The 26,638-nt window shown below is 73.0% G+C and carries 32 protein-coding genes and 2 pseudogenes; 25 read left to right on the top strand and 9 right to left on the bottom strand.

The features are described from left to right. Positions 1 to 154 precede the first annotated feature (154 nt). The 11 genes from ABZW03_RS12590 (at position 155) to ABZW03_RS12540 (ending at position 10,877) form a co-directional block, all read left to right on the top strand. Positions 155 to 706 (top strand): nitroreductase, encoded by a 552-nt coding sequence (locus tag ABZW03_RS12590; protein ID WP_355255689.1) that lies wholly within the window; start codon positions 155 to 157, stop codon positions 704 to 706. A 41-nt stretch (positions 707 to 747) separates the two neighbouring features. Next, positions 748 to 2,055, top strand: a complete 1,308-nt coding sequence (locus tag ABZW03_RS12585) for an ATP-grasp domain-containing protein (protein ID WP_355255686.1) — start codon at positions 748 to 750, stop codon at positions 2,053 to 2,055. 83 nt (positions 2,056 to 2,138) lie between these two features. Then, positions 2,139 to 3,446, top strand: coding sequence for an MFS transporter (locus tag ABZW03_RS12580; RefSeq protein ID WP_355255683.1), 1,308 nt, complete (start codon positions 2,139 to 2,141; stop codon positions 3,444 to 3,446). Positions 3,447 to 3,505: 59 nt separating this feature from the next. Next, complete coding sequence (locus ABZW03_RS12575) at positions 3,506 to 4,075, top strand: TIGR00730 family Rossman fold protein (protein WP_355255680.1); 570 nt, start codon at positions 3,506 to 3,508, stop codon at positions 4,073 to 4,075. Positions 4,076 to 4,083: 8 nt separating this feature from the next. Next, on the top strand, positions 4,084 to 4,755 hold the full coding sequence (locus tag ABZW03_RS12570) for a haloacid dehalogenase-like hydrolase (RefSeq protein WP_355255677.1): 672 nt from the start codon (positions 4,084 to 4,086) through the stop codon (positions 4,753 to 4,755). Further along, positions 4,752 to 5,798, top strand: a complete 1,047-nt coding sequence (locus tag ABZW03_RS12565) for a ribose-phosphate pyrophosphokinase-like domain-containing protein (protein ID WP_355255674.1) — start codon at positions 4,752 to 4,754, stop codon at positions 5,796 to 5,798. Before ABZW03_RS12570 ends, ABZW03_RS12565 begins: the two co-directional genes overlap by 4 nt. Next, a complete protein-coding gene (locus ABZW03_RS12560; RefSeq protein ID WP_355255671.1) occupies positions 5,795 to 6,505 on the top strand; it encodes a hypothetical protein in 711 nt (236 codons plus the stop codon). Before ABZW03_RS12565 ends, ABZW03_RS12560 begins: the two co-directional genes overlap by 4 nt. A gap of 69 nt (positions 6,506 to 6,574) precedes the next feature. Beyond that, entirely contained in the window at positions 6,575 to 7,120 is a 546-nt protein-coding gene (locus ABZW03_RS12555; RefSeq protein WP_355255668.1) for a phosphoribosyltransferase family protein, read from the top strand. After that, on the top strand, positions 7,117 to 8,562 hold the full coding sequence (locus ABZW03_RS12550) for an MFS transporter (RefSeq protein ID WP_355255666.1): 1,446 nt from the start codon (positions 7,117 to 7,119) through the stop codon (positions 8,560 to 8,562). Before ABZW03_RS12555 ends, ABZW03_RS12550 begins: the two co-directional genes overlap by 4 nt. 237 nt (positions 8,563 to 8,799) lie before the next feature. After that, positions 8,800 to 9,801: a LacI family DNA-binding transcriptional regulator gene (locus tag ABZW03_RS12545; protein ID WP_355255692.1), complete on the top strand. Its 1,002-nt coding sequence runs from the start codon at positions 8,800 to 8,802 to the stop codon at positions 9,799 to 9,801. A 287-nt stretch (positions 9,802 to 10,088) separates the two neighbouring features. After that, positions 10,089 to 10,877 carry an alpha/beta fold hydrolase gene (locus ABZW03_RS12540; RefSeq protein WP_355255663.1) on the top strand — a complete coding sequence of 263 codons (789 nt, stop codon included), beginning with the start codon at positions 10,089 to 10,091 and terminating at the stop codon, positions 10,875 to 10,877. A 19-nt stretch (positions 10,878 to 10,896) separates the two neighbouring features. Here the strand turns inward: ABZW03_RS12540 and ABZW03_RS12535 are convergent, their stop codons facing one another. Next, positions 10,897 to 11,448, bottom strand: a complete 552-nt coding sequence (locus ABZW03_RS12535) for a dihydrofolate reductase family protein (protein ID WP_355255660.1) — start codon at positions 11,446 to 11,448, stop codon at positions 10,897 to 10,899. A 189-nt stretch (positions 11,449 to 11,637) separates the two neighbouring features. Between ABZW03_RS12535 and ABZW03_RS12530 the strand changes: the two genes are divergently transcribed. Then, the gene (locus tag ABZW03_RS12530) at positions 11,638 to 11,928 is read left to right on the top strand and encodes an STAS domain-containing protein (protein ID WP_355255657.1); all 291 of its coding nucleotides are present in this window, start codon (positions 11,638 to 11,640) and stop codon (positions 11,926 to 11,928) included. 9 nt (positions 11,929 to 11,937) lie between these two features. Here ABZW03_RS12530 and ABZW03_RS12525 read toward each other — a convergent pair whose 3' ends face one another. From ABZW03_RS12525 to ABZW03_RS12515, 3 genes are all read right to left on the bottom strand, one after another. Then, complete coding sequence (locus ABZW03_RS12525; RefSeq protein WP_355255654.1) at positions 11,938 to 12,939, bottom strand: sigma-70 family RNA polymerase sigma factor; 1,002 nt, start codon at positions 12,937 to 12,939, stop codon at positions 11,938 to 11,940. Between the two features lie 120 nt (positions 12,940 to 13,059). Further along, positions 13,060 to 13,380, bottom strand: a complete 321-nt coding sequence (locus tag ABZW03_RS12520) for a hypothetical protein (RefSeq protein ID WP_355255651.1) — start codon at positions 13,378 to 13,380, stop codon at positions 13,060 to 13,062. Further along, positions 13,377 to 14,192, bottom strand: a complete 816-nt coding sequence (locus ABZW03_RS12515; RefSeq protein ID WP_355255648.1) for a phytanoyl-CoA dioxygenase family protein — start codon at positions 14,190 to 14,192, stop codon at positions 13,377 to 13,379. The genes ABZW03_RS12520 and ABZW03_RS12515 overlap by 4 nt, the downstream gene beginning before the upstream one ends. Before the next feature lie 142 nt (positions 14,193 to 14,334). Between ABZW03_RS12515 and ABZW03_RS12510 the strand changes: the two genes are divergently transcribed. The 4 genes and pseudogenes from ABZW03_RS12510 to ABZW03_RS12495 all read left to right on the top strand — a co-directional run bounded on the left by ABZW03_RS12510 (position 14,335) and on the right by ABZW03_RS12495 (position 17,116). Beyond that, positions 14,335 to 15,165 carry a helix-turn-helix transcriptional regulator gene (locus ABZW03_RS12510; RefSeq protein ID WP_355255645.1) on the top strand — a complete coding sequence of 277 codons (831 nt, stop codon included), beginning with the start codon at positions 14,335 to 14,337 and terminating at the stop codon, positions 15,163 to 15,165. A 33-nt stretch (positions 15,166 to 15,198) separates the two neighbouring features. Further along, complete coding sequence (locus tag ABZW03_RS12505) at positions 15,199 to 15,777, top strand: DinB family protein (protein ID WP_355255642.1); 579 nt, start codon at positions 15,199 to 15,201, stop codon at positions 15,775 to 15,777. A gap of 170 nt (positions 15,778 to 15,947) precedes the next feature. Then, on the top strand, positions 15,948 to 16,478 hold the full coding sequence (locus ABZW03_RS12500; protein WP_355255639.1) for a hypothetical protein: 531 nt from the start codon (positions 15,948 to 15,950) through the stop codon (positions 16,476 to 16,478). Positions 16,479 to 16,539: 61 nt separating this feature from the next. Further along, positions 16,540 to 17,116 (top strand): annotated as a pseudogene (locus ABZW03_RS12495) (transposase). Between the two features lie 46 nt (positions 17,117 to 17,162). Here ABZW03_RS12495 and ABZW03_RS12490 read toward each other — a convergent pair. The 3 genes from ABZW03_RS12490 to ABZW03_RS12480 form a co-directional block, all read right to left on the bottom strand. Further along, positions 17,163 to 17,579, bottom strand: a complete 417-nt coding sequence (locus tag ABZW03_RS12490; RefSeq protein ID WP_355255636.1) for a hypothetical protein — start codon at positions 17,577 to 17,579, stop codon at positions 17,163 to 17,165. Positions 17,580 to 18,941: 1,362 nt separating this feature from the next. Beyond that, a complete protein-coding gene (locus tag ABZW03_RS12485; RefSeq protein WP_355255633.1) occupies positions 18,942 to 19,520 on the bottom strand; it encodes a hypothetical protein in 579 nt (192 codons plus the stop codon). A gap of 14 nt (positions 19,521 to 19,534) precedes the next feature. Further along, on the bottom strand, positions 19,535 to 19,963 hold the full coding sequence (locus ABZW03_RS12480) for an ATP-binding protein (protein ID WP_355255630.1): 429 nt from the start codon (positions 19,961 to 19,963) through the stop codon (positions 19,535 to 19,537). A 240-nt stretch (positions 19,964 to 20,203) separates the two neighbouring features. Between ABZW03_RS12480 and ABZW03_RS12475 the strand changes: the two genes are divergently transcribed. The 8 genes from ABZW03_RS12475 (at position 20,204) to ABZW03_RS12440 (ending at position 23,686) form a co-directional block, all read left to right on the top strand. Next, a complete protein-coding gene (locus tag ABZW03_RS12475) occupies positions 20,204 to 21,034 on the top strand; it encodes a helix-turn-helix transcriptional regulator (RefSeq protein ID WP_355255627.1) in 831 nt (276 codons plus the stop codon). Then, positions 21,031 to 21,243 (top strand): DUF397 domain-containing protein, encoded by a 213-nt coding sequence (locus tag ABZW03_RS12470; RefSeq protein ID WP_355255624.1) that lies wholly within the window; start codon positions 21,031 to 21,033, stop codon positions 21,241 to 21,243. Before ABZW03_RS12475 ends, ABZW03_RS12470 begins: the two co-directional genes overlap by 4 nt. Positions 21,244 to 21,368: 125 nt before the next feature. Then, positions 21,369 to 21,599, top strand: coding sequence for a DUF397 domain-containing protein (locus tag ABZW03_RS12465; RefSeq protein WP_355255621.1), 231 nt, complete (start codon positions 21,369 to 21,371; stop codon positions 21,597 to 21,599). Beyond that, positions 21,596 to 21,808: a DUF397 domain-containing protein gene (locus ABZW03_RS12460; RefSeq protein WP_355255618.1), complete on the top strand. Its 213-nt coding sequence runs from the start codon at positions 21,596 to 21,598 to the stop codon at positions 21,806 to 21,808. Before ABZW03_RS12465 ends, ABZW03_RS12460 begins: the two co-directional genes overlap by 4 nt. Positions 21,809 to 21,883: 75 nt before the next feature. Then, on the top strand, positions 21,884 to 22,093 hold the full coding sequence (locus tag ABZW03_RS12455; protein ID WP_355255615.1) for a DUF397 domain-containing protein: 210 nt from the start codon (positions 21,884 to 21,886) through the stop codon (positions 22,091 to 22,093). Between the two features lie 12 nt (positions 22,094 to 22,105). Further along, entirely contained in the window at positions 22,106 to 22,318 is a 213-nt protein-coding gene (locus ABZW03_RS12450; protein WP_355255612.1) for a DUF397 domain-containing protein, read from the top strand. Between the two features lie 12 nt (positions 22,319 to 22,330). Next, on the top strand, positions 22,331 to 22,543 hold the full coding sequence (locus ABZW03_RS12445) for a DUF397 domain-containing protein (RefSeq protein ID WP_355255609.1): 213 nt from the start codon (positions 22,331 to 22,333) through the stop codon (positions 22,541 to 22,543). Between the two features lie 138 nt (positions 22,544 to 22,681). Then, on the top strand, positions 22,682 to 23,686 hold the full coding sequence (locus ABZW03_RS12440; protein WP_355255606.1) for a DUF4073 domain-containing protein: 1,005 nt from the start codon (positions 22,682 to 22,684) through the stop codon (positions 23,684 to 23,686). Between the two features lie 23 nt (positions 23,687 to 23,709). Here ABZW03_RS12440 and ABZW03_RS12435 read toward each other — a convergent pair whose 3' ends face one another. Both ABZW03_RS12435 and ABZW03_RS12430 read right to left on the bottom strand, forming a co-directional pair. Further along, positions 23,710 to 24,894 (bottom strand): Cmx/CmrA family chloramphenicol efflux MFS transporter, encoded by a 1,185-nt coding sequence (locus ABZW03_RS12435; RefSeq protein ID WP_355255603.1) that lies wholly within the window; start codon positions 24,892 to 24,894, stop codon positions 23,710 to 23,712. 105 nt (positions 24,895 to 24,999) lie between these two features. After that, the gene (locus tag ABZW03_RS12430) at positions 25,000 to 25,590 is read right to left on the bottom strand and encodes a TetR/AcrR family transcriptional regulator (protein WP_355255600.1); all 591 of its coding nucleotides are present in this window, start codon (positions 25,588 to 25,590) and stop codon (positions 25,000 to 25,002) included. A 241-nt stretch (positions 25,591 to 25,831) separates the two neighbouring features. Between ABZW03_RS12430 and ABZW03_RS12425 the strand changes: the two are divergent. Further along, a pseudogene (locus ABZW03_RS12425) lies at positions 25,832 to 26,560 on the top strand (alpha/beta hydrolase); the annotation flags it as partial. Positions 26,561 to 26,638 lie beyond the last annotated feature (78 nt).

Here is a 26,638-nt window from a genome sequence, read left to right as displayed (position 1 = left end):
CACCCCGCCCCCCGGGGCCCGCCACACCCCCCCACCACCCCCCCCGGCCCCCCCCCCCCCGGGGGCCCCGCCGGGCCCCCCCCCCCGCCCCCCGGGCCCCCCCCGCGGCCTGCGACCACCGAATTCTCACTGGGGGACCGAAGCAGTGGACGTCATGACCGCCGTCCTGACCCGCCGGAGCGAGCAGCGGCTCAGCGAACCCGCGCCCGGCGACGAGGAGTTCATCTACCTGCTGAACGGCGCGGCAGCCGCCCCCGACCACGGGCGGCTGCGGCCCTGGCGGTGGATCCTGCTGCGCGGCGCCGACCGCGAGCCGCTCGCCGCCCGGCTGGCGCAGGAGGCCGCGCAGGAGGCCACCGCCGAGGAGCGGGAGCAGATCGCGCGCAAGGCCCTCCGGGCGCCGCTGAAGGCCCTGCTGGTGTTCAGCCCGGTCACCGGGCCGAAGGTGCCGGAGTGGGAGCAACTGGCCGCGACCAGCTCCATGGCGTACGGCCTGATGCTCCTGCTGCACGTCCGCGGGTACGGGAGCATCTGGCGCACCGGCCGGCTCTGCGAGAGCACCGCGGCCGCCGAACTCCTCGGCCTGCGGCCGGGCGAGCGGCTGCTCGGCTCCCTCGACATCGGCACCCCCGACCGGTCCTCCGGCCCGCCGGTCCGGCGGGAGCGCGACGACGTCGCCGACCGGGTCTCGTGCTTCACCGCGTGACCGGCGCAGCACCCCCCTCGCAGCCATTCCAGGAGCCCACCATGCCCGCCACCAGGACGCGTCCGCCGGCTTTCGTCCTCTTCACCGACCTGCCCAAGGCCGGCGCCTACCTCCGGGCGATCGCCGCACGCGGACTGCGCAGCCTGGTCGTCACCGGGCCGCCGCAGTGGCCGCTGGAGCAGGTCGCCGTCTCCTACGTCGGCACGCCGGGCCACCCGTTCGAGGCCGTCGAGCGCCTGGAGTTCCTCCCGCCCGAGGACACCGCCGGCATCCTCGACCAGGTCACCGCCTGGAGCCGCGACTACGACGTGCGGGGGATCTTCAACTCCTCCGAGTCCTTCGTCGAGCCCGCCGGCCTCGCCGCCGACCTGCTCGGCCTGCCCGGCGTCGGCCTGCGAGCGGCCCGGGTCTGCCGCAACAAGCACCTCCAGCGCCGCTACCTCGCCGAGTGGAGCCCGCTGTCGCTGCTCTCCAGCACCCCGCGCGAGGAGCTCCGCACAGCCGTGGCCGGCCGGTACCCGCTGATCGCCAAGCCGCTCGACCTGTACTGCAGCATCGGCGTCCAGGTGCTGCGGGACCAGGCCGAGACCGACCGCTACCTCGACGCGCGAGGCCCCGACGCGGCGCCCGTGCTGCTCGAACAGCGCGTCGAGGGCAGGGAGTTCAGCGTCGAGACGATCGTCGTGGACGGCCGCCCGGTGTTCTCCGCGGTGACCCAGAAGGCGACCAACGAGCACGAGGGCGACTTCTTCGTCGAGATGGGCCACACCCTGCCCGCCGGCAACGCGAGCGAGGACGAGGCCGAACTCCTGCGCAGCACGCAGGCGGCGGCGCTGGCCCGGCTCGACTTCGGCACCGGGATGGCCCACGGCGAGTACCGCATCCTGCCCGACGGCCGGGTCGCGCTGATGGAGATCGCCGCCCGCCCGCCGGGCGACGGCATCCTGCACCTCTACGAGCTGGCCACCGGAGCCTCGATCGAGGCCTCGGTGGTGGACGCGGCGCTCGGACTGCCGGTCGACCACCCGCAGCCGCGCCGCCGGGCCCGGCAGGTCTACTTCGACCACCTCCCCGGCACGCTGGCGGACGTGACGCTCGAGGGGCCGGCGGCCGACGAACCGTTCTGGGTGGTCGAGCACGGTCTGTGGCCGGGCGTCGAGGCCGCCCCCGCCGACGCGCCCGCCGGGCTGCGGAAGGTGCTCGTGCTCAAGGCGCGCGGCGCCGAACTCGGGCCGCTGACCGACTCCTTCGGGCGCGTCGTCACCGCCCTGTTCGACGCGCCCGGCCCGGAGCAGCTGGAGCAGCTCGACGAGGACGTCCGCAAGGCCGTGCGGATCACCGTGAGCTGACCGCCTCCGCCCCGACCCACCCAGCCCCAGCCCCAGCCCCAGCCCCGACCCCGACCCCGACAGAACGAAGAGAGGAGCAGCCCATGGGAGCGCAGCCCAGCCCGACCCGCGGCGCGGACGTGGGAGCACCCGCCCCCAGAGGCGTACGCGCGCTCACCCGGCGCGCGCTGGACCGGCTGCCCGCCTCCCGGACGGCCCGGGTCTTCGTCCTCGTCGCGTTCGTGGACGCCTTCGGCCGGGGCTTCTTCCTGGCCGGCTCGACCCTCTTCTACACCCAGGTCATCGGCCTGAGCGCCGCCCAGGTCGGCACCGGCCTGTCGATCGCCGGCCTGCTGGGCGTCGCCTGCGCCATCCCGATCGGCCGTGCCGCCGACCGCTTCGGCGACGGACCGACCCTGACCGCGCTCCAACTGTGGCGCGGGGCCTCGTTCCTGGTCTACCCGTTCGTCGACGACTTCCCGACGTTCCTGGCGGTCGCCTGCCTGATCGGCGCCGTCGAGCAGGCGGTCGGGCCGATCATCCAGTCCGTCGCGGGCAGCACCACCGAGGAAGGCTCGCCGGTCCAGGCGATGGCGTTCATCGCCGTGGCCCGGAACTCCGCGTACGCGCTGGCCGCCGTGCTGGCCACGGTCGTCATCACCGTGGCGAGCTCGGTCACCGCCTACGTCGGCTTCGTGCTGGCCAACGCGCTGGCGTTCCTGGCGACCGCCGCGCTGCTCACCCGGCTGCGCCTGCCCCGCCCCAGCGACGGCCGCCCGGACCGGCCCGCGGCCCGCCTCGGGGACCGGCTGCTGCCCTTCCGCGACCCCAGGTTCCTGCTCCTGTCGCTCGCGAACGGCGTGCTCTACCTGCACGTGCCGATCCTCTCGGTGGCCTTCCCGCTGTGGATCGTCACGCACACCGACGCCCCGCGCGGCCTCATCGGCGCGGCCCTGGTGATCAACACCGTGCTGGCCGTCGCGCTGCAGGTCCGGTTCAGCCGGGGCGGCGAGGACGTGGCGCGGGCCGGCCGCAAGCAGTGGGCCGCCGGCGCGGCGCTGGCCGCGTTCTGCGTGCTGACGGCCTCGATCGCCTCGGTGGGGCCCGTCCTGGCCGGCGCCCTGACGCTGCTCGCGGCGGTGCCGCTGACCCTGGGCGAGCTGTGGCAGTCGGCCGGCGGCTGGGGCATCTCCTACCACTTCGCCCCGGCGGAGCAGCGCACCTACTACCTGAGCATCTACCAGCTCGGCGCCACCGGTGTGGCCGTCGCGGGCCCCCTGGTGCTGTCGACGGCCGTGGTGGACCACGGCTACCCGGGCTGGCTCGGCCTCGGGGCGGTGTTCGCCCTGACCGGCCTGGCCGTGCCGTACCTCCTCGGCCGCCGGGGCGCCGGCGCACCGCCGGCCCGCTGAGCCCCTCCCTCCCTTCCGACCCGGAAACCTCCACCCCTCCCAGAGACAGGACGACTCCCTTGCGCCACATCACCGTGTACTGCGGTGCCTCCCACGGCCGCCGCCCGGCCCACCGGCAGGCCGCCGCCGCGTTCGGCAGCGCACTCGCCGAGGCCGGCCTCGGCCTCGTCTACGGTGGCGCCTCGACGGGCCTGATGGGCGCCGTCGCCGACGCCGCCCTGGCCGGCGGGGGGACGGTCACCGGCATCATCCCGGAGGACCTGGTCCGCCACGAGGTCGCCCACCGGGGCCTGAGCCGGCTGGAGGTGGTCTCCGGCATGCACGAGCGCAAGGCCCGCATGGTCGAGCTCGGCGACGCGTTCGTGGCGATGCCCGGCGGGTTCGGCACCGCCGACGAGCTCTTCGAGGTGCTCACCTGGGCGCAGCTGGGCCTGCACGGCAAGCCCTGCGCCCTGCTGGACACCGACGGCTTCTTCCAGCCGCTGCTGGCCTTCCTGCGGCACGCCGCCGACGAGGGCTTCGTCCACCAGCGGTACCTGGACAACATCATCGTCAGCGACAGCCCGCAGGAGATCCTGGCCTCCTTCGCCGAGCACCAGGCCCTGCCCCACCTCTTCGCAGGGGTGTGAGGCACCCCGTGACCGCCACCCCCGTCACCGCCGCCCCGGTCGGGCTCGCCGTCTTCGACATGGACGGCACCCTGCTCCCCGGCACCACCGCCTGCCAGCAGATCGCCCGGGCCGCCGGCGACCCGGAGCTCATCGACCGGCTGGAGCGCGACTACCGGGCCGGCCTGATCGACAGCACCCGGTTCGCCGAACTCGCCCTGGAGTCCTGGGCCCGGGCCGGCACCGACCTGTACCGCCGGGCCTTCGACGCCTGCCCGAAGATCGGCGGGGTGACCGAGACCCTGGCCGCCCTGCGGGCCCGGTCCGTGACCACCTGCCTGATCACCATGGCGCCGCGCGAGTTCGCCGAGTGCTTCACCGGTTTCGACCACGTCTTCGCCTCCACCTACCCGACCGACATCCTGGACCCGGAGGACAAGCCGCGCGTGGTCCGGGACCTCCAGCAGCGGCTCGGCCTGGACGCCGCCCGGACGATCGCGTTCGGCGACTCCGACTCGGACGTCCCGCTGTTCGAGACGCTGACCCGCACCGTCGCGGTGAACGCCACGGCCAACCTCGTCCCGCTGGCCGCCCACCGCTACGACGGCGACGACCTGCGGGCCGCGCTCGGGCTGGTCGACGACGGCGCCCGCGGTGCGGTCGGCGGCACGCTCCACGGCGTACCGGAGCCGCAGCCGTGACCGCGATCATCGTGGCCGCCTGCGCGGCCTTCGCCGCCGACTTCCCCGGCCAGACGGCCGTCGTCGCCGACACGCTGAGCGCCACCGGCCGCCCGGTGGAACTCCACGAGAACGTCGAAACCCGCTTCCCGGACGGCGAGTTGTGCATCGACCTGCCGGCCGAGGCGGCCGGGCGCACGGTCGTCCTCTGCCAGTCCGTCACCGGCGACCACGCCTCTCCCGACCAGGCGATCATGAGCCTGCTGGCGGCGGCCCGCTGCTACCGGGAACACGGCGCCGGACGGATCGTCGCCGTCATCCCCCACCTCGCCTACGCGCGGCACGACCGGCACGTGCCGGGCCAGCGCCGACCGGTCATGGCGGCGCTGCTGGCCGATCTCGCCGCGGCCGCCGGCATCACCGAACTGGTCACACTCGCCTCCGGCGCCCAGGACCTGCTGACCGGGCTGTTCGCCGGCACGGGCACCCGGCTGACCTTCCTGCCGGTGCACGAGATCCACCTGGAGGTGCTGGCCGAGCTGGTCGAGCCGGGCACCGTGCTGGTGGCCCCCGACGGCGGCGCCGGCGAGCACGTCCGGACGCTCGCCGCCGCGCTGGGCCTGCCGGCCCTGGTCGCCGACAAGCGCCGGCTCGGCCCGGAGCGGGTCGAGGTCACCCTGCACGGGGCGGACGACGCCCTCGACGGGCTGCGGCACGCCGTGATCGTCGACGACCTGATCACCAGCGCGGCGACCGTCGAGACGGTCTGCGCCGCGCTGCGCGGGTGGGCCGCCGATGCGCGGATCGACGTCGTCGCCACCCACCTGCGGCTGACGGCCGGTGGCACGCAGCGGCTGGCCCGGCTGCGCGAGCGGCGCATCCTGCACCGCGTCCGCACCACCGACTCGGGCGGCCGCCGCACCGCCCTGGACGGGCTGACCAGCACCCCCGCCGTCCCCCGGATGGCCCAGGCGCTGGCGGAGCGGCTGACGCAGGACCGCACGCCCGCCCACGGACCGAACGGCCGCGCGCTGAACGACTACGCACTCAAGGACCCCGCATGACCGTCACCACCGAAACCCGCCGCACCGTCCCCGAACTCGCCCGCCCCGAGCTGTCGATGTCGGTGGTGTGCCTGGACCAGACCCGGCTCGGCGAGCACATCGAGACCCTGGGAGGCCTCGGCGTCTCCCGCCTGCACGTCGACCTGGTCGACCCGGCGTTCGGCGGCGCCCTCGGGCTCCCCCTGGAGACCATCAGCGACCTGCGCCGCAACTGCCCGCTGCCGGTGGACGTCCACATCATGCTCGCCCGGCCCGAACTGCTGCTCCAGGAGGTCGCCGCCCGCGGCCCGGCCAGCATCTGCGTGCACCAGCGTTCGCTGACGCCGAAGGTCGCGCTGCTGCTGCGCGGCATCGCCGCGCAGGGAACGGCGGTCGCCCTGGCCGTCGACCCGGACGAGTCCATCTCGATGGCCGCCGTCGAGGCGGTCCGCCCGGACCGGCTGACGGTGATGAGCGTCGTACCCGGCGGCGCCGGGCGCCCGTTCCGCGCCGAGGCCCTCGACACCATCGCGCAGGCGGCCCGGCTGCGCGAGCGCGGGCTGATCGAGCGGGTCGAGGCGGACGGTGCGGTCGGCCCCCTCACCGCCGGCCGGATGGTGGCGGCCGGCGCCGACCAACTCGTCCTGGGGAGCACGGTGTTCCCCAACCGCACCCCGCTCGACAACCTGCTGCCCGAGCTGCACCGCTCGCTGGCCGCCCACGCCTGACCCCCGACCGCGCCTCACACAGCCCCGGTCACGCCCCGCACCCCTCCTCCCAACCCAAGGAACCTCTCCATGCGCACCCAGCCCATCAGTATCGGCGACGTCCGGCGCGAACTCCCGGTGGTCGCCGTGAGCGACACCGTCAGCATCGCCTTCCTCAAGCTCTACGGCGACGTCGAGCTCGTCGACGCGGCGACCGCCGCACTGGCCGACCGCCTGCGCGACGACGTCGACATCATCCTCGGCCCCGAGTCGGGCGGCATCCTGCTCGCGCACAAGCTCGCCGAGAAGGCCGGCAAGCCGTACCGGATCGCCCGGAAGAAGGTGCGCCCGAACATGGCGGCGCCGCTGCGCGTCCCCGTGCAGAGCATCGGCACCGCCGGCGTCCAGGAGCTCGTCCTCGGCGAGGACGACGCGGCCGTGCTCCGGGGCCGCCGGATCGCGGTGATCGACGAGGTGATCAGCAGCGGCGGCACCCTGGCCGCGCTGGACGCCCTGGTCGGGCAGGCCGGCGGAGAGATCGTCCAGGTCCTCGCGGTCGCGACCGAGGGCGACGAGCGGCCGTCCGTGACCAGCCTGCTCCACCTGCCCCTGTACCCGAACGAGAGCGCTGCATGACCTCCGACCTCCCGGCGCGGGACGGCCGACTCCGGCCCGCCGTGGCCGTCCTGTGCCTGGTGCAGGTCCTGGTCGCGCTGGAGTTCTCCATCGCCAACGTGGCCCTGCCCACCCTCGCCCAGGACTTCGCCGTACCCGCCAGGGACCTCCAGTGGGTGCTGTCCGGGTACGCCCTCGCCTACGGCTCGACCCTGCTGTGCGGGGGCCGGCTCGCGGACGTCTACGGCCCGCGCCGCACGCTGCTGGCCGGCCTGGCCTGCTTCACCGCCGCCTCGGTGGCGGCCGCCGTCACCCCGACGTTCGCCCTGCTGATCGCGTTCCGGGTGGCCCAGGGGACGGCCGCCGCAGCCGCCACCCCGGCGGCGCTCGCCCTGATCACCACGCTCTGCACCGGCCCCCGGCGGACGGCGGCACTCGCCTGGTGGGGCGCGGGCGCCTCACTGGGCTTCGCCGCCGGCGCCGCCCTGGGCGGGGTGCTCACCCAACTGGCGGGCTGGCCGGCCGTCTTCTGGGCCTGCGCACTGCTGGCGGCGGTCACCGCGGCGCTCACCCGGCGGCTGGTCCCCGAGACACCGGCGCGCGCCGAGGCGAGCCCGGACGTGCCGGGCGCACTGCTGCTCGCCGTCAGCGCCGCCACCGTCATCGCCACCCTGTCACTGCTGCCCGAGGCGTCCGCCCACGCCTGGCGGGTGGCCGCCCTGGCCCTGGCCGCCGCGGGCACCGGCGCGGTGTTCCTGCGGCGCGACGGCCGCCGCCCCGCGCCGCTACTGCCGCGCCGGTTCCTGCTGCGCCCCCACGTCCTGCGGGCCAACCTCGCCGGCGCGTGGGCCGCCGCGGCCGGCGGCTCCATGGTGTACTTCGCGGCCTCCTTCATGCAGCACGCCCTGGGCTGGAGCGACGCGCTGACCGGTGTCGCGCTGCTCCCCGACGCGGCCGCCGCCGCCCTCGGCGCCCGTGCCGCCGGCCCGCTGCACCGCCGGCTCGGGACGACCCGGGCGTGCGTCACGGGCCTGGCCGCGATCGCGGCGGGCATGGCGCTGCTCGCGGCCACTCCGCTGACCGGGCTCGCCGCGGTCTGGGTCCTGGCCGCCACGTGCCTGACCGGGTTCGGCCTGGTGCTGGTGGCCGTGGTCACCGCCGTGGCGGCCACCGCCGAGCTGAACGCGGACGAACACGGCCTCTCCGGCGGCCTGCTGATCACCACCCAGCAGCTCGGCGTCTCGCTCGGGCTGGCCGTCCTGCTGGTGGCCGGTCAACTCGCCGCCGACAGCCCGCTGTCCGTCCACGGGACACGGACCTGCCTGCTCGCCGGCGGGGTCCTGGCGGCCCTGGGCTGCGCCGCGGTGCTCCTGCTGCGAGGCGCAGCCGGAACCGCAGCCGGAGCCGGAGCCGGACCCGCCGCCGAGCCGGCTGCGGAGGGCGAGGCCCGACCGGCGACGTGACCGGACGTCACCCCGACTACCAACCGCTGCCGCCCAGTTACCGACCGAAGGGGATCGAGAGTGCAGATCCCACACGTACAATTCCGTAACGTCGTGAGGTCCGCCGGACTGCCGACCATGCCACCGACGGAGCTGACATGGCCGCAGCGAGCACCGCGCGTGCCACGGGTGCCGGCCGGGCCGGCCGGGCCCGCCGGGCGGGCCGTGTCCGGCGCTTTCGGATGATTGGCGGAAGTGATGCATGAAGTAGACCGGTCGCGCGCCCTGACCGCCACCGACGTGGCGCGGGCGGCCAAGGTCTCCCAATCGACGGTCTCGCTGGTCCTCAACGGAAAGTGGCAGGGCCGGGTCCGGGAGGAGACCGCCCGCCGCGTCCTGGCGGCGGTGGACGAGCTGGGCTACCGGATCAACGAGTCGGCGCGCAACCTGCGCCTGGGCAGCAGCGGTACCGTGCTGATGGTCGTCCCGACCCTCGTGAACCCGGTCTTCGCCGTCATCCACGCCGGCGCGGCCCGGGTCGCCGCCGAGGCAGGCCTCGGCGTCGTGGTGTTCCCGCTCAGCGCCGAGGACGGCTGCGACCCGTTCTCGACGCCCCGGCAGTCGCTCGACGGCGTCATCGCCTGCTCGGTGTCCGCCCAGGCCGTCGCCAAGCTGCGGACCGGGCTGCCGCTGGCCGTGCTCGACGACACCCCGCTGCCCGACACCCCGACGGTGACCATGGACACCGGCGGCGGCATGGCGAAGGCCCTCGCCCACCTCGTCGACCTCGGCCACCGGCGGATCATGCACCTGCGGGCCGAACGGTCGGCCTGGACGTTCGCCCGCCGGGCGGAGGCCTTCGACCAGTGCGTGCTCAGCCACCCCCAGCTCAGCCCGAGCCGCCTCGTCACCCCCTTCGACCTGGTGGACGTCCGGGGCCGGGCGATCGCGGCGCTCTCCGCCGCCGACCGCCCCACGGCGGTCATCTGCGACGACGACAACATGGCCATGGCCGTCCTGGCCGCCGCCGCCGAGCTGGACCTGACCGTCGGCGAGGACCTCTCCCTCGTCGGCTTCAACGACCTCTCCACCGCCACCGTGCTCCAGCCGCCCCTCACCACCGTCCGGCTCCCGCTCGGCGAGCTGGGCGCCCAGGGCATGCAGGCGCTGATCGAGCTGCGCGGCGGGGGCACGCCCGACTCGGTCGTCCTGCCCACCGAGCTCGTCGTCCGCCGCTCCACCGGCCCGGCCCCGGCCTGAACGCCTTGATCTGACCCGGTCGGGCCTCGTGGACGACCGGGCGGACGGTGAGGATCCCCCCGGCCCCGGCCCCGGCCCCGGCCCCGGCCCCGGCCGCACCGGCGCCACCAGCGCGAACGCCGGCCTCAACACCTCCGACCCCACCCGCAGTTGGCGGCGCCGGAGGATCGACGCGAACGCCGACGCTGGCCGTCCCCGCCGTCCCGCCGTCCCGTCGTCCCCGCCGCGGGGACGACGGGACGGCCCGGGTAGCCTGGCCGCCGGGACGGGAACGAGGGGGAAGCCCGATGACGTACGCGACGGCGCCGGACGGCACCCGGATCGCCTACCAGCACCGGGGCGAGGGCGCGCCGCTGGTCCTGCTGGCGGGCCAGGCCAACGACCACCACTGGTGGGACGCGGTGCGCGCCGACTTCCACCCCGCCCGCAGCACCCTCACCCTCGACTACCGCGGCACCGGCGGCAGCGACAAGCCCGACACCCCGTACAGCACCGAGCTGTTCGCCCGCGACGTCGTCGCCGTCCTCGACGCGCTCGGCATCGACCGGGCCGACGTCTACGGCACGTCGATGGGCGGACGGGTGGCCCAGCAGCTCGCGGCCCGCCACCCGCAGCGGGTCGCCGCCCTGGTCCTCGGCTGCACCTCGCCCGGCGGCCCGCACGGCGTCGAACGCGGCGACGACGTCCGCCGGGCCCTGGCGCAGCCCGACCCCGGCGCCGCGCGGCAGGCCCTGCTGGAGCTGATGTACACCCCCGGGTGGCTCGACTCCCACCCCGGCCCGTACCGCACCCTCGGCGACCCCGCGATGCCCGCCCACGCCCGGCGCCGCCACCTCGGGGCCAGCAACCGGCACGACGCCTGGGACCTGCTGCCGGCCGTCACCGCCCCCACCCTGGTCGTCCACGGCGCCGACGACCTGCTCAACCCCGCCGCCAACGCCCCCCTGCTCGCCGCCCGCATCCCGGGCGCCCGCCTGCACCTGGTCCCCGGCGCCCGGCACGCCTACTTCGAGGAGTTCCGCGCCCACGCGAGCCCCCTCGTCCTGGACTTCCTCACCTCCGCCCGCCGGCCATGACCGCCCGTACCACCGCGGGTCAGGAGGCCTGGAGGCTGTAGTGGGCCTCGATGACGCCGTTGGCGAAGGTGCGGCTGGAGGCCAGCGCCATGGGGACCTGCGCGCCGCCGGCCAGGGTGCGGCCGGTGCCGACGACGACGGGGGAGATCTGCAGGTAGAGCTCGTCCAGCAGGCCGTTGCGCATCAGCCACTGGACCAGGGTGATGCTGCCGCCGACGTTGATGTTCCCGCCGGGCTGCCGCTTGAGGTCCCGGATCCGGCCGGCGACGTCGTCCCCGGTGATCAGGTGGCTGTTGCCCCACTGCTCCACGCCGGTCAGGGAGGAGGAGACGACGTACTTGGGCGAGGAGTTCATCCAGTCGGCGGTGGGGACCTGCTCGTTGGTGGCGTACGGGAAGAACGCGCTCCACTGCTGGAAGGTCGCGCGGCCCAGCAGGGCGGTGTCGGCGTCCTCGAACAGCCGCAGCACGGCCGCGCCCGTCTCAGCGGTGCTGTACGGCATGCTCCAGGTCTCCGGGGCCTCCACGACGCCGTCCAGCGACGAGAACAGGCCGGCGATGATCTTGCGCATGAGGTGCTCCTGAAAGCTCGGTATCGGTTGCTTCACCGGGTCGGACGGGGGCCGCCGGGGGAACTCATCGGTGTCGGGCGGAGAATTTTCGAGAATTTTCGACGGGCCGTCCGGAGGGCCACGCGGAAGGCCACGCGGAAGGTCCGCGCGCACCGATGAGTCCCGGCCCGCCCCGCGGTCTGAGAGGGCATGGAGACCCTGGAGTTCGCCCTCGGCCCGCTCCCCGGCGGGGCCGGCCCCTTCCTGTGCGACCAGCTGGCCGCTCTGCTGGCCGAGCACCCGGAGGGGCGGGTCGTCGTCTGCGACGTGTCCGCCCTCCGGCGGCCCGCCCCGGCCGACCTCGACCACCTCGCCCGGCTGCGGCTGACCGCGCGACGTGCCGGGCGGCAGGTGGTGCTGCGCGGCGTCGGGCCGCGGCTCCGGCTGCTGCTCGTGCTGACCGGGCTGGCGGAGGTGTTCGCGGACGAGGCGGACGGGTGAGGCGGACCGTCAGGCCCCGGCGGTGCCGGCGGTCTCGGCGGGCAGGCGCATGGGCAGGCCCCAGAGCGGGAACAGCCGCTCGGTGTCCATGTGGTTGGTCATGGTGCTGATCCGGCCGTCGGTGATCTCCAGCAGGGTGATGCCCCACGGGGTCCAGCCGTCGCCGTCCTCGGCCGGCCGGTACTGGGCGTAGGCGGGCGTGCCGTTCGCCTCGACGGGGACCATCCGCGATCCCCGGCAGCCGCAGCCGGCCCCGAGCCACCACTCGCCCAGCTCCACCACGCCCTGCACCCACATCTGGTAGGGCGGCATGTTGAGGACGGCGTCCTCGTGCAGGAGCCGCTTCAGACCGTCGATGTCGAACGCCTCGAACGCCGCGACGTACCGCGCCAGCAGGGCCTGCTGGGTCTCGTCCAGCGGCTTGAAGGTGTCCGACGCCGGCACGCCGCCGCTCTCGGCGAGCGTGGCCCGGGCCCGCTGCAGGGCGCTGTTCACCGAGGCGACGGACGTCTCCAGCAGCTCGGCGGTCTCGGCCGCCGACCAGGCCAGCACCTCGCGCAGGATCAGCACCGCCCGCTGACGGGCCGGCAGCTTCTGCAGGGCGGACACGAAGGCCAGCCGGATCGTCTCCCGGCCCACCGCCACCTCGGCCGGGTCGCCGGACAGCACCCGCTCGTCGGGGACCGGGCCCACCCAGATGTTCTCCTCCAGCTGCGCGAGGTCCGGCGCGCTGGCCGAGCACGGCGAGGAGAGGTCCATCGGCCGGGCCCGCCGCTGCGCGGCCGGGGCCATGTCCAAGCACACGTTGGTGGCGATCCGGTACAGCCAGGTGCGCAGCGCCGAACGGCCCTCGAACCCGCCGAACTTCGACCAGGCCCGCAGCAGGGTCTCCTGCACGGCGTCCTCGGCCTCGAACGCCGAACCGAGCATCCGGTAGCAGTAGGCCGTCAGCTCCCGGCGGAAGGGCTCGAGCTGCGCGGCGACGTCGTCATGTTCCTTGATCACAGACACCGCGCCACCCTAGCCGCCAGGGCTGACCAAGATCATCATGCCCTGCCCCGTACACAGGGGGTGCCCCCGCCCGGGGGCGCCGGAAGCCGGCGGGGCCGACTTCCGGCGCCCCGGAGCCCGTCACGCGCCGGCGTGGAGCCGCTCGATCCGCTCGAAGAAGAACTCGTGCTTGAGGAAGGAGACGTCGTACTCGTGGCCCGGGTGGGGCGGCAGCAGCTGGGAGGCCTGGATCAGCCGCCAGCCGTCCCTGAGCGCGTCGAGCCCGGTGCCGTACGGCGGCTCCGCGCCGTCCCCCGTGGTCGGAGACGTGCGGCCGGTGCCGTCGTACCGCGACCAGCCGAGCACCTCCGAGTCCAGCGCGGAGGTGAGCAGGTACAGCACGAGCACCTGCTGGCGGAGCACGGGAGCGGGGACCGCGGCCGTGGGGGAGCCGACCGTCATGCCGTTGCCTCCTGGGGCCGGTTGGAGACCCTGGTGACCCAGTGGTCGAGGTCGAAGCCGGGGTCGCCGGTCAGCTCGCGCCACAGCAGGGTGCGGTTGTAGCGCTCCAGGCGCCCGACGGCCTGCTCGTACCACGGGAACGTGACGTCCAGTTCGGAGCGCACGCGCGGGTCGTGCAGGTCCGAGGCGTCCCACAGGAGCCGCTGGCGGACCGTCGGATTGAAGCGGATCTTGAACATGTAGCGGGTCGTGTCGCTGTCGTTGCGGCGACCGCCGTGCCAGAGCCCGTGGTGCACGAACACCACCGTCCCGGCCGGGCAGACCAGCCGGTCCTGGCCGCGGAGGTTCTGGTAGCGGCCGGTGTCCGACTCGTTGGTCCGGCGCAGGTGGCTGCCGGGGACGCTCAGGGTGCCGCCCATGTCCAGCGTCACCGCCTGCGGGTAGTACATCAGTTGCACGTCGAAGGCGTCCGGCCGGACGTCGATGATGGCATCCGCGTGCAACGGCTGCGCCTCCCCGCCCCGGGGCTCGCGCACGTGGACGGCGTGGTGGTCCACGAGCGGCTCGGGGCCGACCAGGCTGCGCAACGCGCCGTCGACCTGCGGGACCGCCAGCAGCCTGGCGGGGAGGGAGTCCGGGGCGTACGCCTGCGACAGGGGCGTCCCGTACGGGACCGGCGCCACCTCCTGCGCCAGCACCGCCAAGGCCTCGGCGTTCAGGTCCGCGGGCACGACCGCGTCCAGCCGGAGGGAGCCGCGCGCCACGAAACGGGCCATCCGGACCGAGTCGAGCAGGAACCGTTTGTTCTCCATGGCGACAGACGCTAGAGCCGAAGCCCCGCCCCGCGAGTGGGCCCGGTTCGCCCTCCACTGGTCGATTTTCACCACACCCGCTTCGCGATACGCCTCGGCCGGGACACCCGGGGCCGGAGCCGGGGGTGATAGAACCCCGGGCATGGACACCGCGCTCGCCCGTCTCGACGAGCCTCCCGGCCTGGCCGCCGTCGGCATCGGCGTGCACGGCTGCGCCAGTCGTACGGACGTGTTCTCGCTGCCGAACCTGTGGCAGCTGCACCTCTACGGCTACGAGGCCGACCTGACGGTGGACGGCACCGCGCACGCGATCCGCCCGGGCCGGGTCAGCCTCGTCCCGCCCGGCACCACGGTGCGCTACCGCTACCGGGGCCGCTCCGAGCACCTGTACGTGCACCTGCGCCTTGGATCGGCCGGCGCGCCGATCGAGATCCCGGTCATCCAGGACACCGGAACCGAACTCGCGCCGCTCGCCGCGCAGTTGAACAGCGCGCTCGCGGCCTGGCCGCACGCGCCGGCCCGGGCGACGGCCGAGGTCTGGGCCGCGCTGTGGCGGGTGGCCCAGCTGGCCCCGCCACGCACGGCCGGCCCCGCCGGCCCCGCCGCGCCCCATCCGGCGGTCGCGGCCGCCCTGGCGATGATCGAGGCGCGCCTGGCCGGGCCGCTGAGCGTGGCGGAGCTCGCGAAGGCGGCGGGCGTCTCGCACAACCACCTGACCAGGCTCTTCCGCGCCGCCACCGGGAACACCGTCGTCGGCTACCTCCGCGCCCGGCGGATGGAGCGGGCCCGCCACTTCCTGCAGGCCACCACGCTGTCCATCCCGGCCATCGCGGCGTCGGTCGGGATCCCCGACCTCCAGGCGTTCAACAAGGCGTGCCGCCGCGACCTCGGCGCCTCCCCGCGCGCCGTCCGCCTCGGCCTCGGCCCGGCCGGCCGCGGCGGCCGTGGCGGACCGGGTACGACGGGATCTTGAGACCGTGATCGGCCTGTGGCAGGCTCGTGCCGCATGATCGACGACTTCGCGAAGGCCCATCTGCACGAGCGACTACGGCGCGACCGCGAGGCGCTGCTCTGGAAGCTCGACGGCCTCTCCGAGTACGACGCCCGCCGGCCCCTGACCGCGACCGGGACCAACCTCCTCGGCCTGGTCAAGCACGTGGCCACCGTCGAGGCCAGGTACCTCGGCGAGGTCTTCGGCCGCCCCTCCCCGGAACAGCTGTGCCGGTGGCAGGACTTCGACGGCAGCGACCAGTGGGCGGCCGAGGACGAGACCCGGGACGAGATCGTCGCGTTCTACCGGCGCACCTGGGAACACGCGGACGCGACGATCGACGCGCTCCCCATCGACGCCCCCGGCCACGTGCCGTGGTGGTCCGGGCCTTTCTCCCGCACGAACCTGTTCGCCGTCCTGGTCCACGTCCTCGGCGAGACCAACCGCCACGCCGGGCACGCCGACATCCTGCGCGAGAGCGTCGACGGCCGCACCGGGATGCGCCCCGAACACGAGCAGCAGACCGACGAGGAGGCCCGCGCGGCCCACTGGGCGAAGATCGAGCGGATCGCCAGGTCGGCCGCCCCCGCGTGACGCGGCACCGGTTCCGGGCTAAGGGTTGTCCCGTAACCGACCTCCGAGGTGGCCGCCCGGGTTCTGCCGACGGTCAGCCGTCAGGACGATCGAGGGGTGGCTCTCGTGGGGGGTGCTGATCGTGCGTGCAGCCGACGCACCGTCGTTGAGGTTCGGCGATCGTGGGGGTCATGCCGATCACACGTCTCGCCCTCCCGCTCGGCGACACCGAGCGCCCCGTCCCCGTCTGGGCCCTCCGGCTCGCCAAGGCCCTCCCGTTCGTCGTGCTGCCGCACTGCCTGTGGCGACTGCCGTTCGCCGCCGACTTCCGGATGGGCATGATCGACCCGGCGGCACCGGTCGCTCCCTGGTGGAGTCCGTTCTACGTTGTCGGGCTCAGTGTGCTCACCGAGGCGCTGGCTCTGCTGACCACTGGGCTGGTGGCCGGCTGGGGCGAGGTGTTCCCGCGCTGGGTGCCGTTCGTCGGCGGCCGGCGGGTGGCGCCGCTCGCCGCGGTGATCCCGGCGGCCCTGGGCGGCCTGGCCCTGGTGGCGATGTTCGACCTCTACCCACTCGCATGGGCAGGCGTCCTGCCCGAGGTGGGGTACAGCAACGGATGGTGGATGGCCCTGGCCCGGCTGTGCGTCAGCCCGGCGATGCTGTGGGGGCCGATCGTGCTGGCCCTGGCCTGGGCCTATTACCGGCGGCGCCGACCTGCCTGAGCCGCAGCACAGTGGCCGTGATCGCCCGGCTCTTTGCAAAGGAGGGTGAGATGATCTCGCGGTGGCTGGTGTGATCACGGCATCGGAGCCGTCCTGGGTAGCCCCGTTCACCGGGCTGAGCCGTACCACGTCGGCCCGTTGCTCGCGCTCAAGCCCCGGCGGCGGTTCCGCAGGGACGCCGTACTGATCGTGACGGAACCCTCGTCCCCACCCGTGACCACACGATCGCGGAGAAGTCGAAGAACTACAGGTACTCCACCAACCATCAGGTCGTCATCGACGCCCGCACCCGCATGGTCGTCGCGGTCGGCAGACCGCTCCCGGGCAACCGCAACGACTGCAAGGCATGGGCCGAGTCCGGCGCGGCGGCCGCCGTCGGGAGGACGACCACGATCGCCGACGGCGGTTACCCTGGCACCGGCTTGGTCATCCCGCACCGCCGCCCCAAGGGCGGCGAGCTCACCGATTGGCAGGTCGAGCACAACCGTGAGCACAAGCAGGTCCGGGCTCGTGTCGAGCAGGTTTTCGCCCAGATGAAGACCTGGAAGATCCTGCGCGACTGCCGGCTCAAGGGCGATGGCGTCCACCACGCGATGCTCGGCATCGCACGCTTGCACAACCTCATCCAAGCCGCGTAGAGCGGAAGCGGCCGGGCGACGGCCCACCGTCCACGGCCCTCAACGATCAATTACGGGACAGCCCTTCGGTGCGGGTCTGCCACCATCGGTCTGCCTCGGCGCGAGCCAGCTCGGCGTCGTACTCGTCGGCGTCGAAGTGGAGTTCCGGGGGCCGGGTCGTTCCCAGGTGCGGGATCTCCCAGTCCGACCACTGCACGATGCCCCCGAACCGCTGCACGACCACGGACAGGAAGCCGCAGCAGCCGCCCGTGCACGCGGGCTCTCCCAGCTCCACGCGTCGCGGCTCGCCGGTCGCACGCAGGGGGCCGGGGCCGTCGGCGGGCAGCACGTCGACCGCGTACGGACCACGGCCCCCCTCGCCGACGGCGGCCTCCACGAGGTCCTCGCCGTTGACTCGCAACCGCACCTGGGCGGCGAACCGGCGCCCGGGTGGCAGCACCCTGACCTCCAGCCGATCGAACATCAGGCCACCCTAGGGCAGCGCCGCCGACACCGGCTCGCGCGGCTCCTGCCGAGCGCCGTGGGAAAGCGGCACCCCTGCGAAGCGCCGGCACGCGAACACGATCCCCTGCGGGCAACCCGGGGTCGTCCAGCGGCGGGCGAGCGAGCTTCCGAAGCCGCTGCTGCCGGTGCGGCAGCAGCGGCTCGATCCGCCCCGCGGGCCGCCGCCCGGCACCGACCACGGCGGTCTCTTCCCCGCGACCTGCCCAACGAGCCCACGGGCGAACAGACATGGTCGTCACGCAGTTCTGCCGGCTCCTCTTGCGGTGCGCCGGCAGGGCCCTTCGTTCAGGCCGCTGGGGTGGCGGGTACGAGCCACCCCCTCCAGCCGGCCGCACTTGCCACCGCAGGGCGCCAGAAGTCGGCGGGGTCGACTTCTGGCGTACGACGCCAGGTTCCTGGAGGGTGAAGCCCCTGAATAGGCCGGCTATGTGCCGCTGGGGCTCGCCGCGCAGGTGCGTGAGAAGTCGGCGGGGTCGACTTTCTGTGCGGGTTGCTGGGGTCCTGGAGTTGAGGTGCCCGGGCCAGGGCGGCAACGTGCCGCTGGAGCCTGGCCACGCAAGTGCACGAGAAGTCGGCGGGGTCGACTTCTGGTGTAGGACGCGGGGCTTCCGGAGGGTGAAGCCCTTGAACGAGGCGGCGTATGTGCCGCTGGGGCTCGCCGCGCAGGCGCGTGAGAAGTCGGTGGCGTCGACTTTCTGTGCGGGCGGCTCGGGTCCTGGAGTTGAGGTGCCCGGGCCAGGGCGGCAACGTGCCGCTGGAGCCTGGCCACGCAAGTGCACGAGAAGTCGGCGGGGTCGACTTCTGGCGTAGGACGCCGGGCTCCTGGAGGGTGAAGCCCCTGAATAGGCTGGCGAATGCGTTGTTGGGGCTCGCCGCGCAGGCGCACGAGAAGTTGGTGGGGTCGACTTCTGGTGTACGACGCGGCTTCCGGAGGGTGAAGCCCCTGAACGAGGCGGCGTATGTGCCGCTGGGGCCCGCTGCGCAGGCGCGTGAGAAGTCGGCGGGGTCGACTTTTGGCGTACGGTGCGGGGCTCTTGGAGGGTGAAGCCCCTGAACAGGGCGGCGCGGGTGCCGCTGGGGTCTGCCGCTCCACGTGCACGAGAAGTCGGCGGGGCCGACTTCTGGTGAGTTGGCAGGGGCTGCTGGTTCGGGGGGCTTGGGGGAGGGGTTCGAGCGGGTCCCTCCAGCCGGTCGCCCGTGCCGCCGTGGGGCGCGAGAAGTCGGCGGGGCCGACTTCTTGTGCGGCAGCAGGGGGTTTCCGGGGGCGGGGTGTTTTGGGGGCGCAGGAAGTCGGCGGGGCCGACTTCTGGTGCGTGGGGGTTCAGGTGTGGGTGGTCTGGGCGGCCTGGGCGGCTTGGGTGCGGCAGTGGGTGAGGGCGTTCTTGAGGCGGGGGTCGGGGTCGGTGGCGGTGAGCAGTTCGCCGGCGGTGGTGAGGGAGGTCCAGTACAGGCTGGGGTCGCCGGTGCGGGGGAGGGGGTGGGCCGCGGCGAGGGAGAGGTAGGCGGCGGTGAGGTTGCCGGTGGTGAACCAGCGGTTGAGGCCGTGCTGGTGGCCGGGGCGGATGCCGCCCATGGCGTCGACGGCGACCAGGAAGTGGTCGATGACGGTGAGTTCGGTGTCGGTGAGGGTGGCGGGGACGTCGAAGACGCCGAGGGCCTCGAGGAGTTCGCCGGTGTCGGACTCGGTGTCGGGGCGCGGGTTGGCGAGGAGGGCGTCGTAGCACTCGTCGAGGCGGCGGGTGATCTCGGCGAGGGGGATGGCCAGGGCGAGGCAGACGGCGCGCGCGGTGGGCAGCGGCTGGTGGCCGAGGCGGGCGATGAGGGCGTAGGTGGAGGCGGGGGTCGCACCGCGGGAGAGGGTGTGGCGGGCGAGGGTGACGAGGGCGGGCTGCGGGTTCATGGGGGTGTGTGCTCTCAGGCGGTCAGAGGGTTGGGGGTGACGAGGGCCCAGACGAGCTTGCCGATTCCCCCGGGGCGGTTGGCGCAACCCCAGCGGTGGGCGAGTTCGTCGACGAGGAGGAGTCCGCGGCCGTGTTCGTCGGAGACGGACGGGGTGCGGAGGGCGGGGAGGGCGGTGCCGGCGTCGTGGACCTCCAGGCGCAGGAGGTGGTCGGGGGTGAGGGTGAAGCGGAGTTCGATGTGGCAGTCGTCGGGGGCCTCGGAGTGCTGGACGGCGTTGGCGAACAGTTCGCCGAGGAGGAGTTCGGCGATGTCACGGTAGCGCTCGCCGTCGGGCAGCCCGGTGAGGTAGGCGCGGAGGAGGTAGCGGGCGAGGGGCGCGGACTCGGTACAGGAGTCCAGTCGCGCGACGAACGTTCGGGGGCGGCGGGGGGTCTTGAGCATGGGGGAGTACCTCGGGGATCGGGGGTTACGGCGGCCGGTTGATGAAGTCCGGTACGGACCTGTGGAGTTTGGGGAGGGGTGGGTGATCTAGACGGGGCGCACGGGGTCTCCGCAGGTTGCGCTGCGCACCCGGCAAATCACCGGGTGTAGCCATAGTGGCGCCTCGGCCGCTACGATCGGAAGGCTTCCCCACTTGACATTTCCCTCGTGTGGTATTCACGCAGCAGTGGAGGTCTGACGATGCGTGAGTCTCAACTGGATCCATCGGCCTCGCCCCTCAAGGCGTTCGGGGCCCAACTGCGCAAGCTGCGCAAGGCGGCAGGCTTGACGCAGACCCAGCTCGGCCAGCGAACGAACCTGAGTGACAGTCAGATTTCGAACCTCGAAAGAGGGACACGCAATCCCACACTTGACTGGGTTCGAAAGGCTGACAAGGCCATCGATGCCCGTGGGACATTGGAACTGACGTACTGGAGCCTGAGCGGGTCGTCGCTGCTGGAAGGGTTTCCCGAGTACGCGGCGCAGGAGGCGAAGGCCCAGGGCATCTCCCACTTCGAGCTGGGCATCGTGCCCGGCCTGGCCCAGACCCGGGAATACGCCAGTGCCTTCGCATCCGCGGCCGTACGGCGCGGCAGCATCACCGAGGAGCAGGCGGCGGATCGACTCGACTTCCTGGCCACACGCCAGAAGCTGCTTGAGCAGCGGTCGGCGCCGCGCCTGCACTTCGTCCTGGACGAAGGTGCGCTCCTGCGAAACGTGGGAGGGCCCAAGGTCATGGCACGGCAGCTGGCACACCTCGAAGACCTCGCGAGCCGTCCGAACATCACCATCCAGGTGGCGCCGTTCTCGCTCGCAGAGGAACTGCCGTTCACCATGGTTGTCACGCTGCTGACCCTGGCGGATCGATCCCTCCTGGCATACTCGGAGTGCCAGTTGCGCGGCTTCCTCGCGCGGGACGCTGATACGGCCCAGGCCTGGGAACGGGACTACCATCAGCTCCAGGTGGAAGCGCTGTCGAAGGCTGCGTCACTGGAGATGATCCGCAAGAAAGGCGCGAGAGGAACGTCATGAACTCCCCTGTAGACCTGTCCGACGCCGCATGGTTCAAGAGCAGTTACAGCAACAACGGTGGTACCTGCGTCGAGGTGGCCCCCAACTTCCCCGGCCTGACCCCCGTCCGTGACTCGAAGGACCCGCAGGGCCCGGCCCTCGTCTTCCCGGCCGAGGCTTGGAAGTCGTTCGTTGCCGCTGTCCGCAGTGGCGAGTTCGGCGAGGTCTGAGCCGAAGCCCGGAAGCGGATGCCCCCGCTGAGGGCGGCGCCAGGGGCATTGCGAGGCAGTCAACGCTCGGCTGGGGGTCCCCAGCCGAGCGTTTTTGCGTGGGCGGGGGAGGGCACGGAAGGGCTATGAGTGCTCTGGAAAGTGACCTGGCCGGTGCCGCTTGGCGAAGGAGCAGCTACAGCGGTAATGGTGGACAGTGCGTGGAGATGGCCGCCGGCTTCCCAAACCTGGCCCCCATCCGCGATTCCAAAGACCCCCATGGCCCGGCTCTCCTCTTCCCCTCCGAGGCCTGGGCGTCGTTCGTTGCCGCTGTCCGCAGTGGCGAGTTCGGTGAAGCCCGAGAGGGGGCGTCATGACCGACGGCGTAGAGCTGTCCGGTGCTCGGTGGTTCAAGTCTTCCTACAGCCAGCAAGGCGGCAATTGCGTTGAGGTAGCTCCGGGCTTCCCTGGCCTGGTCCCTATCCGTGACTCGAAGGACCCCCACGGGTCGGCCCTCGTCTTCCCTTTCGAGGCCTGGGCGTCGTTCGTCGCCACTGTCCGCAGCGGCGAGTTCGGCGAGGTCTGAGAGGTGGCCGAACGCTCGGCTGGGGTTTCCCCGGCCGAGCGTTTTTGCGTGAGCAGGGGAGGGCACGGAAGGACTATGAGTGCTCTGGAAGTTGACCGGACCGGCGCCGCCTGGCGGAAGAGCACGTACAGCAACGGCGGGGGCGGCTGCATCGAGGTGGATGATGTGCATCCGGGCAGGGTCCGTGACTCGAAAGACCCGCAGGGGCCGGTTCTCGTCTTTCCGGTTGGGGCTTGGGAGTCGTTCGTTGCCGCTGTCCGTAGCGGCGAGTTCGGTGAGGCGTGAGAGGGGAGCAGGATGGCTGACTACGTAGACCTGTCCGGCGCGGCATGGTTCAAGAGCAGCCACAGCAACAACGGCGGGTCATGCGTCGAGGTGGCTCCCGGCCTTCCCGGCCTGGCCCCTGTCCGTGACTCGAAGGATCCGGAGGGCCCGGTCCTCGTTTTCCCGGTTGGGGCTTGGGAGTCGTTCGTTGCCGCTGTCCGCAGTGGCGAGTTCGGTGAGGTCTGAGAGGGGAGCAGCATGGCCGACCACGTAGACCTGTCCGACGCCGCATGGTTCAAGAGCAGCCACAGCAACAACGGGGGCAACTGCGTCGAGGTGGCTTCAGGCTTCCCGGGGCTGATGCCCGTCCGTGACTCGAAGGACCCGCAGGGGCCGGCTCTGATCTTCGCCGATGCGGCCTGGGCGTCGTTCGTTGCCGCTGTCCGCCGTGGGGATTTCGGGGTCGTCTGACACTGCGGCTCCCGGCGAGCCGAGATGTCGTGGGGTGTTCACCTTCCGGCCTGATCGACCGCTTATTGATAGCGGGTCGGGTCCGACGCGCGGGACCGCCGTCCGCTCTCCCGTGCGACAGTCGAGAGGAAGCCCCCCGTGGAACGTCGATCCCTGCTGAGCGCGACCGCCGGAGCCCTGGTGCTCTCAGGCCTCGCCCAGGCGCCCGCCGAGGCCGCGCCGGCCTCCGACCTGGTCACCACGTTCAACGTCGTCAGCGACATCCAGGGCGACCTCGGCGACTTCGCCCAGGCCCTCCAGGACATCCGCGCCACCAACCCGAACTCCTCGGGCCTGGCCGTCGCAGGCGACATCACCCCGCGCGGCTACGACTTCGAGTACGCCGACGTCCAGAAGGTCCTGGACCGGAACCCGAAGCCCCGCGAGGTGGCCTGGGCCATCGGCAACCACGAGTTCTACGTCCCCAAGTGGGCCGACCCGAACACCCTCGCCCAGAGCACCTGGCCCAACGGCACCACCGAGGACTCCCTCTTCCGCAGCTTCCACCGCTTCGCCAAGCGCTCCACCGTCTACGCCGAGACGACCTTCGGCGGCATCCCCGTCCTCACCCTGGGCACCGAGCGCTACATGAAGTACCACGACGCCTCCCTCTGGGACGAGGTGTGGATCAGCGACGCCCAGTTCCAGTGGCTCGAGGACCGCCTCCAGTACTGGGCGCGGCGCCGCAAGCCCGTCATGGTGGTCACCCACCACCCGCTGCCCAACACCGTCTCCGGCACCCGCAGCAAGATCTACCAGAGCGACTACCTCCAGCCCGACCGCCTCCTCGGCCTCCTCGGCCGCCACCGCGACGTCTTCCTCTTCAGCGGCCACACCCACTGGGACCTGACCCTGTCCGACTGGTACGTGCGCCGCGTCGTGCCCGGCACCGCCAACCTCGACGGCTTCTCGGTGGTCAACACCGGTGCCGTGCAGACCGGTTTCGCCGACAACGGCCAGGGCGGCGAGAGCACCGTCCCCGGGCACTTCAACCAGGGGCTCCAGGTGGACGTGTACCGCGACCGCGTCGTCATCAGGGCGCGCGACTTCGCGACCGGCAGCTGGATGAAGCAGGTCTCCGTCCCGCTCGCCACCCGGATCTGACTCCCCGGCCCGGGGGCCTACGGTCACACGGCCACGTCCTCCTGTGGCTCCCGCACGCCCGTACCCGCACGGCGGGCCAGCACCCCCGAGGCCACCGCCGCCGCCAGCCCGGCCGCCGCGAGCAGCGCGGCCGCCCGGGCGGGCGCGGTGAACCCGAGACCGGCGTCGATGACCCCGCCGCCGACCCACGGCCCGATCGTGTTGCCGATGTTGAACGCCGAGGTGTTGGTCGTCGTGGCCAGCGTCGGCGCGGCCCCGGCCTCCTTCATCACCTGCGCCTGGAGGGCCGGGTTGATCGAGAACGCCGCCACCCCGAAGGCCACCACCGCCGCCACCGTCGCCGCCTTCTGATGGGCCGCGAGCGGGATGAGCAGCAGCACCACGCCCATGGCGGTGATGCCCGCGCACAGGCCGGGCAGCAGGTGCCGGTCGGCGAAGCGGCCGCCGACGACGCTGCCCAGGAAGCACCCGGCGCCGAACAGCGCCAGCAGCAGCGGCACCACGGCCTCGGCGAAGCCGGTGACCTCGGTGAGCAGCGGCGACAGGTAGCTGAAGCAGCAGAAGACGGCCGCCTGGGTCAGCATCGAGGTGCTCAGGGCCACCCACACCCGGGGGTTGCGGAACGCGCCGAACTCGCGCCCGATCCCCGCGTACGGCGCGGTGGGCCGGCGCGGGACGAGGACAGCCACGCCGAGCAGGCCCACGACGGCCAGCGCGTCGACCGCCCAGAAGCTGGCGCGCCACCCGGCCTGCTGGCTGAGGAAGGTCCCCGCCGGGACGCCGACCACGTTGGCCACCGTCAGCCCGGCGAACATCACCGCCAGCGCCCGGCCCCGGCGTTCGGGGCCGGCGAGGTCCACGGCCACCACGGAACCGATGCCGAAGAAGGCCCCCTGGGCGAGCGCGGCGACGACGCGCCCGGCCATCAGGACGCCGTAGTCGGGCGCCAGGGCGCAGACCGTCTGACCGGCGACGAACAGCAGCAGCAGGCCCAGTAGCGAGGTCTTGCGGTTGACCCGCAGCGTGGCCAGGGTCACGGCGGGGCCGCCGACGACCACCCCCAGCGCGTAGCCGGAGATCAGCCAGCCGACGGCGGGGATCGACACCGAAAGGTCGCCCGCCAGGTCCGGCAGCAGCCCGGAGATCATGAACTCGGTCGTCCCGATGCAGAACACCGTCAGACCGAGGACGTAGACCGGGAGGGGCATCAGGACTCCTCGAAGAGCTCGAATTGGAACGTACGTTAAAGAATCAGGGCATGCGTCGGCGCAGGCGGAAGCACGGGCCGTCGCGGCCCCGTGGCAACCGCCGCCTCAGAGCACCGACAGCGTGGTGTCGACGATGCCGGCCAGCGCCCGGCGGTCGGCCGTCTTGCCCAGCACCCGCAGGCCGTACATGGAGTTGAGGACGAACAGGGCCAGCGCCTGCGGGTCCCGGCCGGGATCGATCTCCCCGTCGCGCTGCGCCCGGGCGAGGGCGGCGCGCAGGGCCTCCGCCATCCGCTCGAAGATGCGGCGGACCTGCGCGGTGATCTCGGCGTCCAGGCCCGCCAGTTCGACGGCGGCGTTGACCGCCAGGCAGCCCCGGGGGCCGGGGTCGTCCGGGTCGTCCGTCCGGGACTCCTCCTCGACCACCGTCATCAGCAGCTCCCGGATCCGCTCCCGGACGGTGCCGGGCCCTTCGAGCAGCGCCTCCTGACGGGCCGTGCGCTCCTCGCCGTAGCGGGTGAGCGCCTCCTGGAAGAGGCGGTGCTTGCTGGAGAAGGCGTTGTACAGGCTGCCCCGGCCGAGCCCGGTGCTGTCCACCAGGTTCTGGGCCGAGGTGGCGGCGTAGCCCCGGCTCCAGAAGGCGTTCATCGCGGCGTCGAGGACGTGGTCGGGGTCGAATTCCTTCGGTCGTGCCATGCCGGGAGCATCGCAGGTTCTGGAACGATGAGTCAAGAATGGGTCGCCGGGCCTCCCGCACGGAAAACCCGTTGGCGGATCACGAAGATCACTGCTACCTTTCCGGAGGCCGTGCGAGAGAACGAGGAGGTGGTACCCGTGAACGCGATATCGACATGGGTGCTCCCCTTCGGGGTCACGGTCGGACGATAGCCAGGTCGTCCGGGAGCGCCGTCTGCGAGCACTCCCGAAAGGCACGACCATGCACGTCACTTCCGAGCAGCGTCTCGACGGCAACGTCCTCGAGCGCGAGTTCACCCTCGGCGAGATCCCCGGCATCCTGTGGACGCCCGAGTCCGCATCCGCTGCCGCGCCCGCGCCGCTGATCCTGATCGGCCTGCCCCCGCTCGGGCTGCACAGGATGTATCCCCGGGTGGCCGGGCGGGCCCGGTACTACGCGGCGGAGTACGGCTTCGCCGCGGCCACCATCGAGCTTCCCGGGAGCGGTGAGCGGCCCCGCTGGCCCGCCCTCGAGCAGGCCCGCGCCGACCTGCGCCGGGCGGTGGAGGCCGGCGAACCGGTCACCGACGAGATCGTCGACGCCCTCGTCCTCCCGCTGGTCGACAAGGCCGTCCCGGAATGGCGGGCCGCCCTGGACGCCCTCCTCGCGCTGCCCGAGATCGGCGGCCCGGTCGGGTGCGAGGGGGGAATCATCTCCATCGGCATCCGGATGGCGGCGGTCGATCCGCGCATCGCGGCCGCCAACCTGTTCGCCGGGAGCTTCGTGCCCCGCGCCATCGTCGAGGAGGCCCGCCAGGTCACCGTTCCGCTGCACGTCCTGCTGCAGTGGGACGACGAGGGCAACGACCGGCAGGCGGCCCTGGAGCTGTTCGACGCCTTCGGCTCGCAGGAGAAGACGCTGCACGCCAACACGGGCGGGCACGCCGGCGTCCCGCAGTTCGAGATCGACGCCGGCGCCCGCTTCTTCGCCATGGCCAGCACCGCCACCTGCGGCAACGACTACTGGCTGGCCTTCGAGATTAAAACGGTCACCGGCGACACCTACACC

It is taken from the genome of Kitasatospora sp. NPDC004799, assembly GCF_040609095.1.
Lineage (GTDB): Bacteria > Actinomycetota > Actinomycetes > Streptomycetales > Streptomycetaceae > Kitasatospora.
Note: the sequence above shows the minus strand (reverse complement) of the source record. Positions and strands in the feature narration are given on the sequence as shown.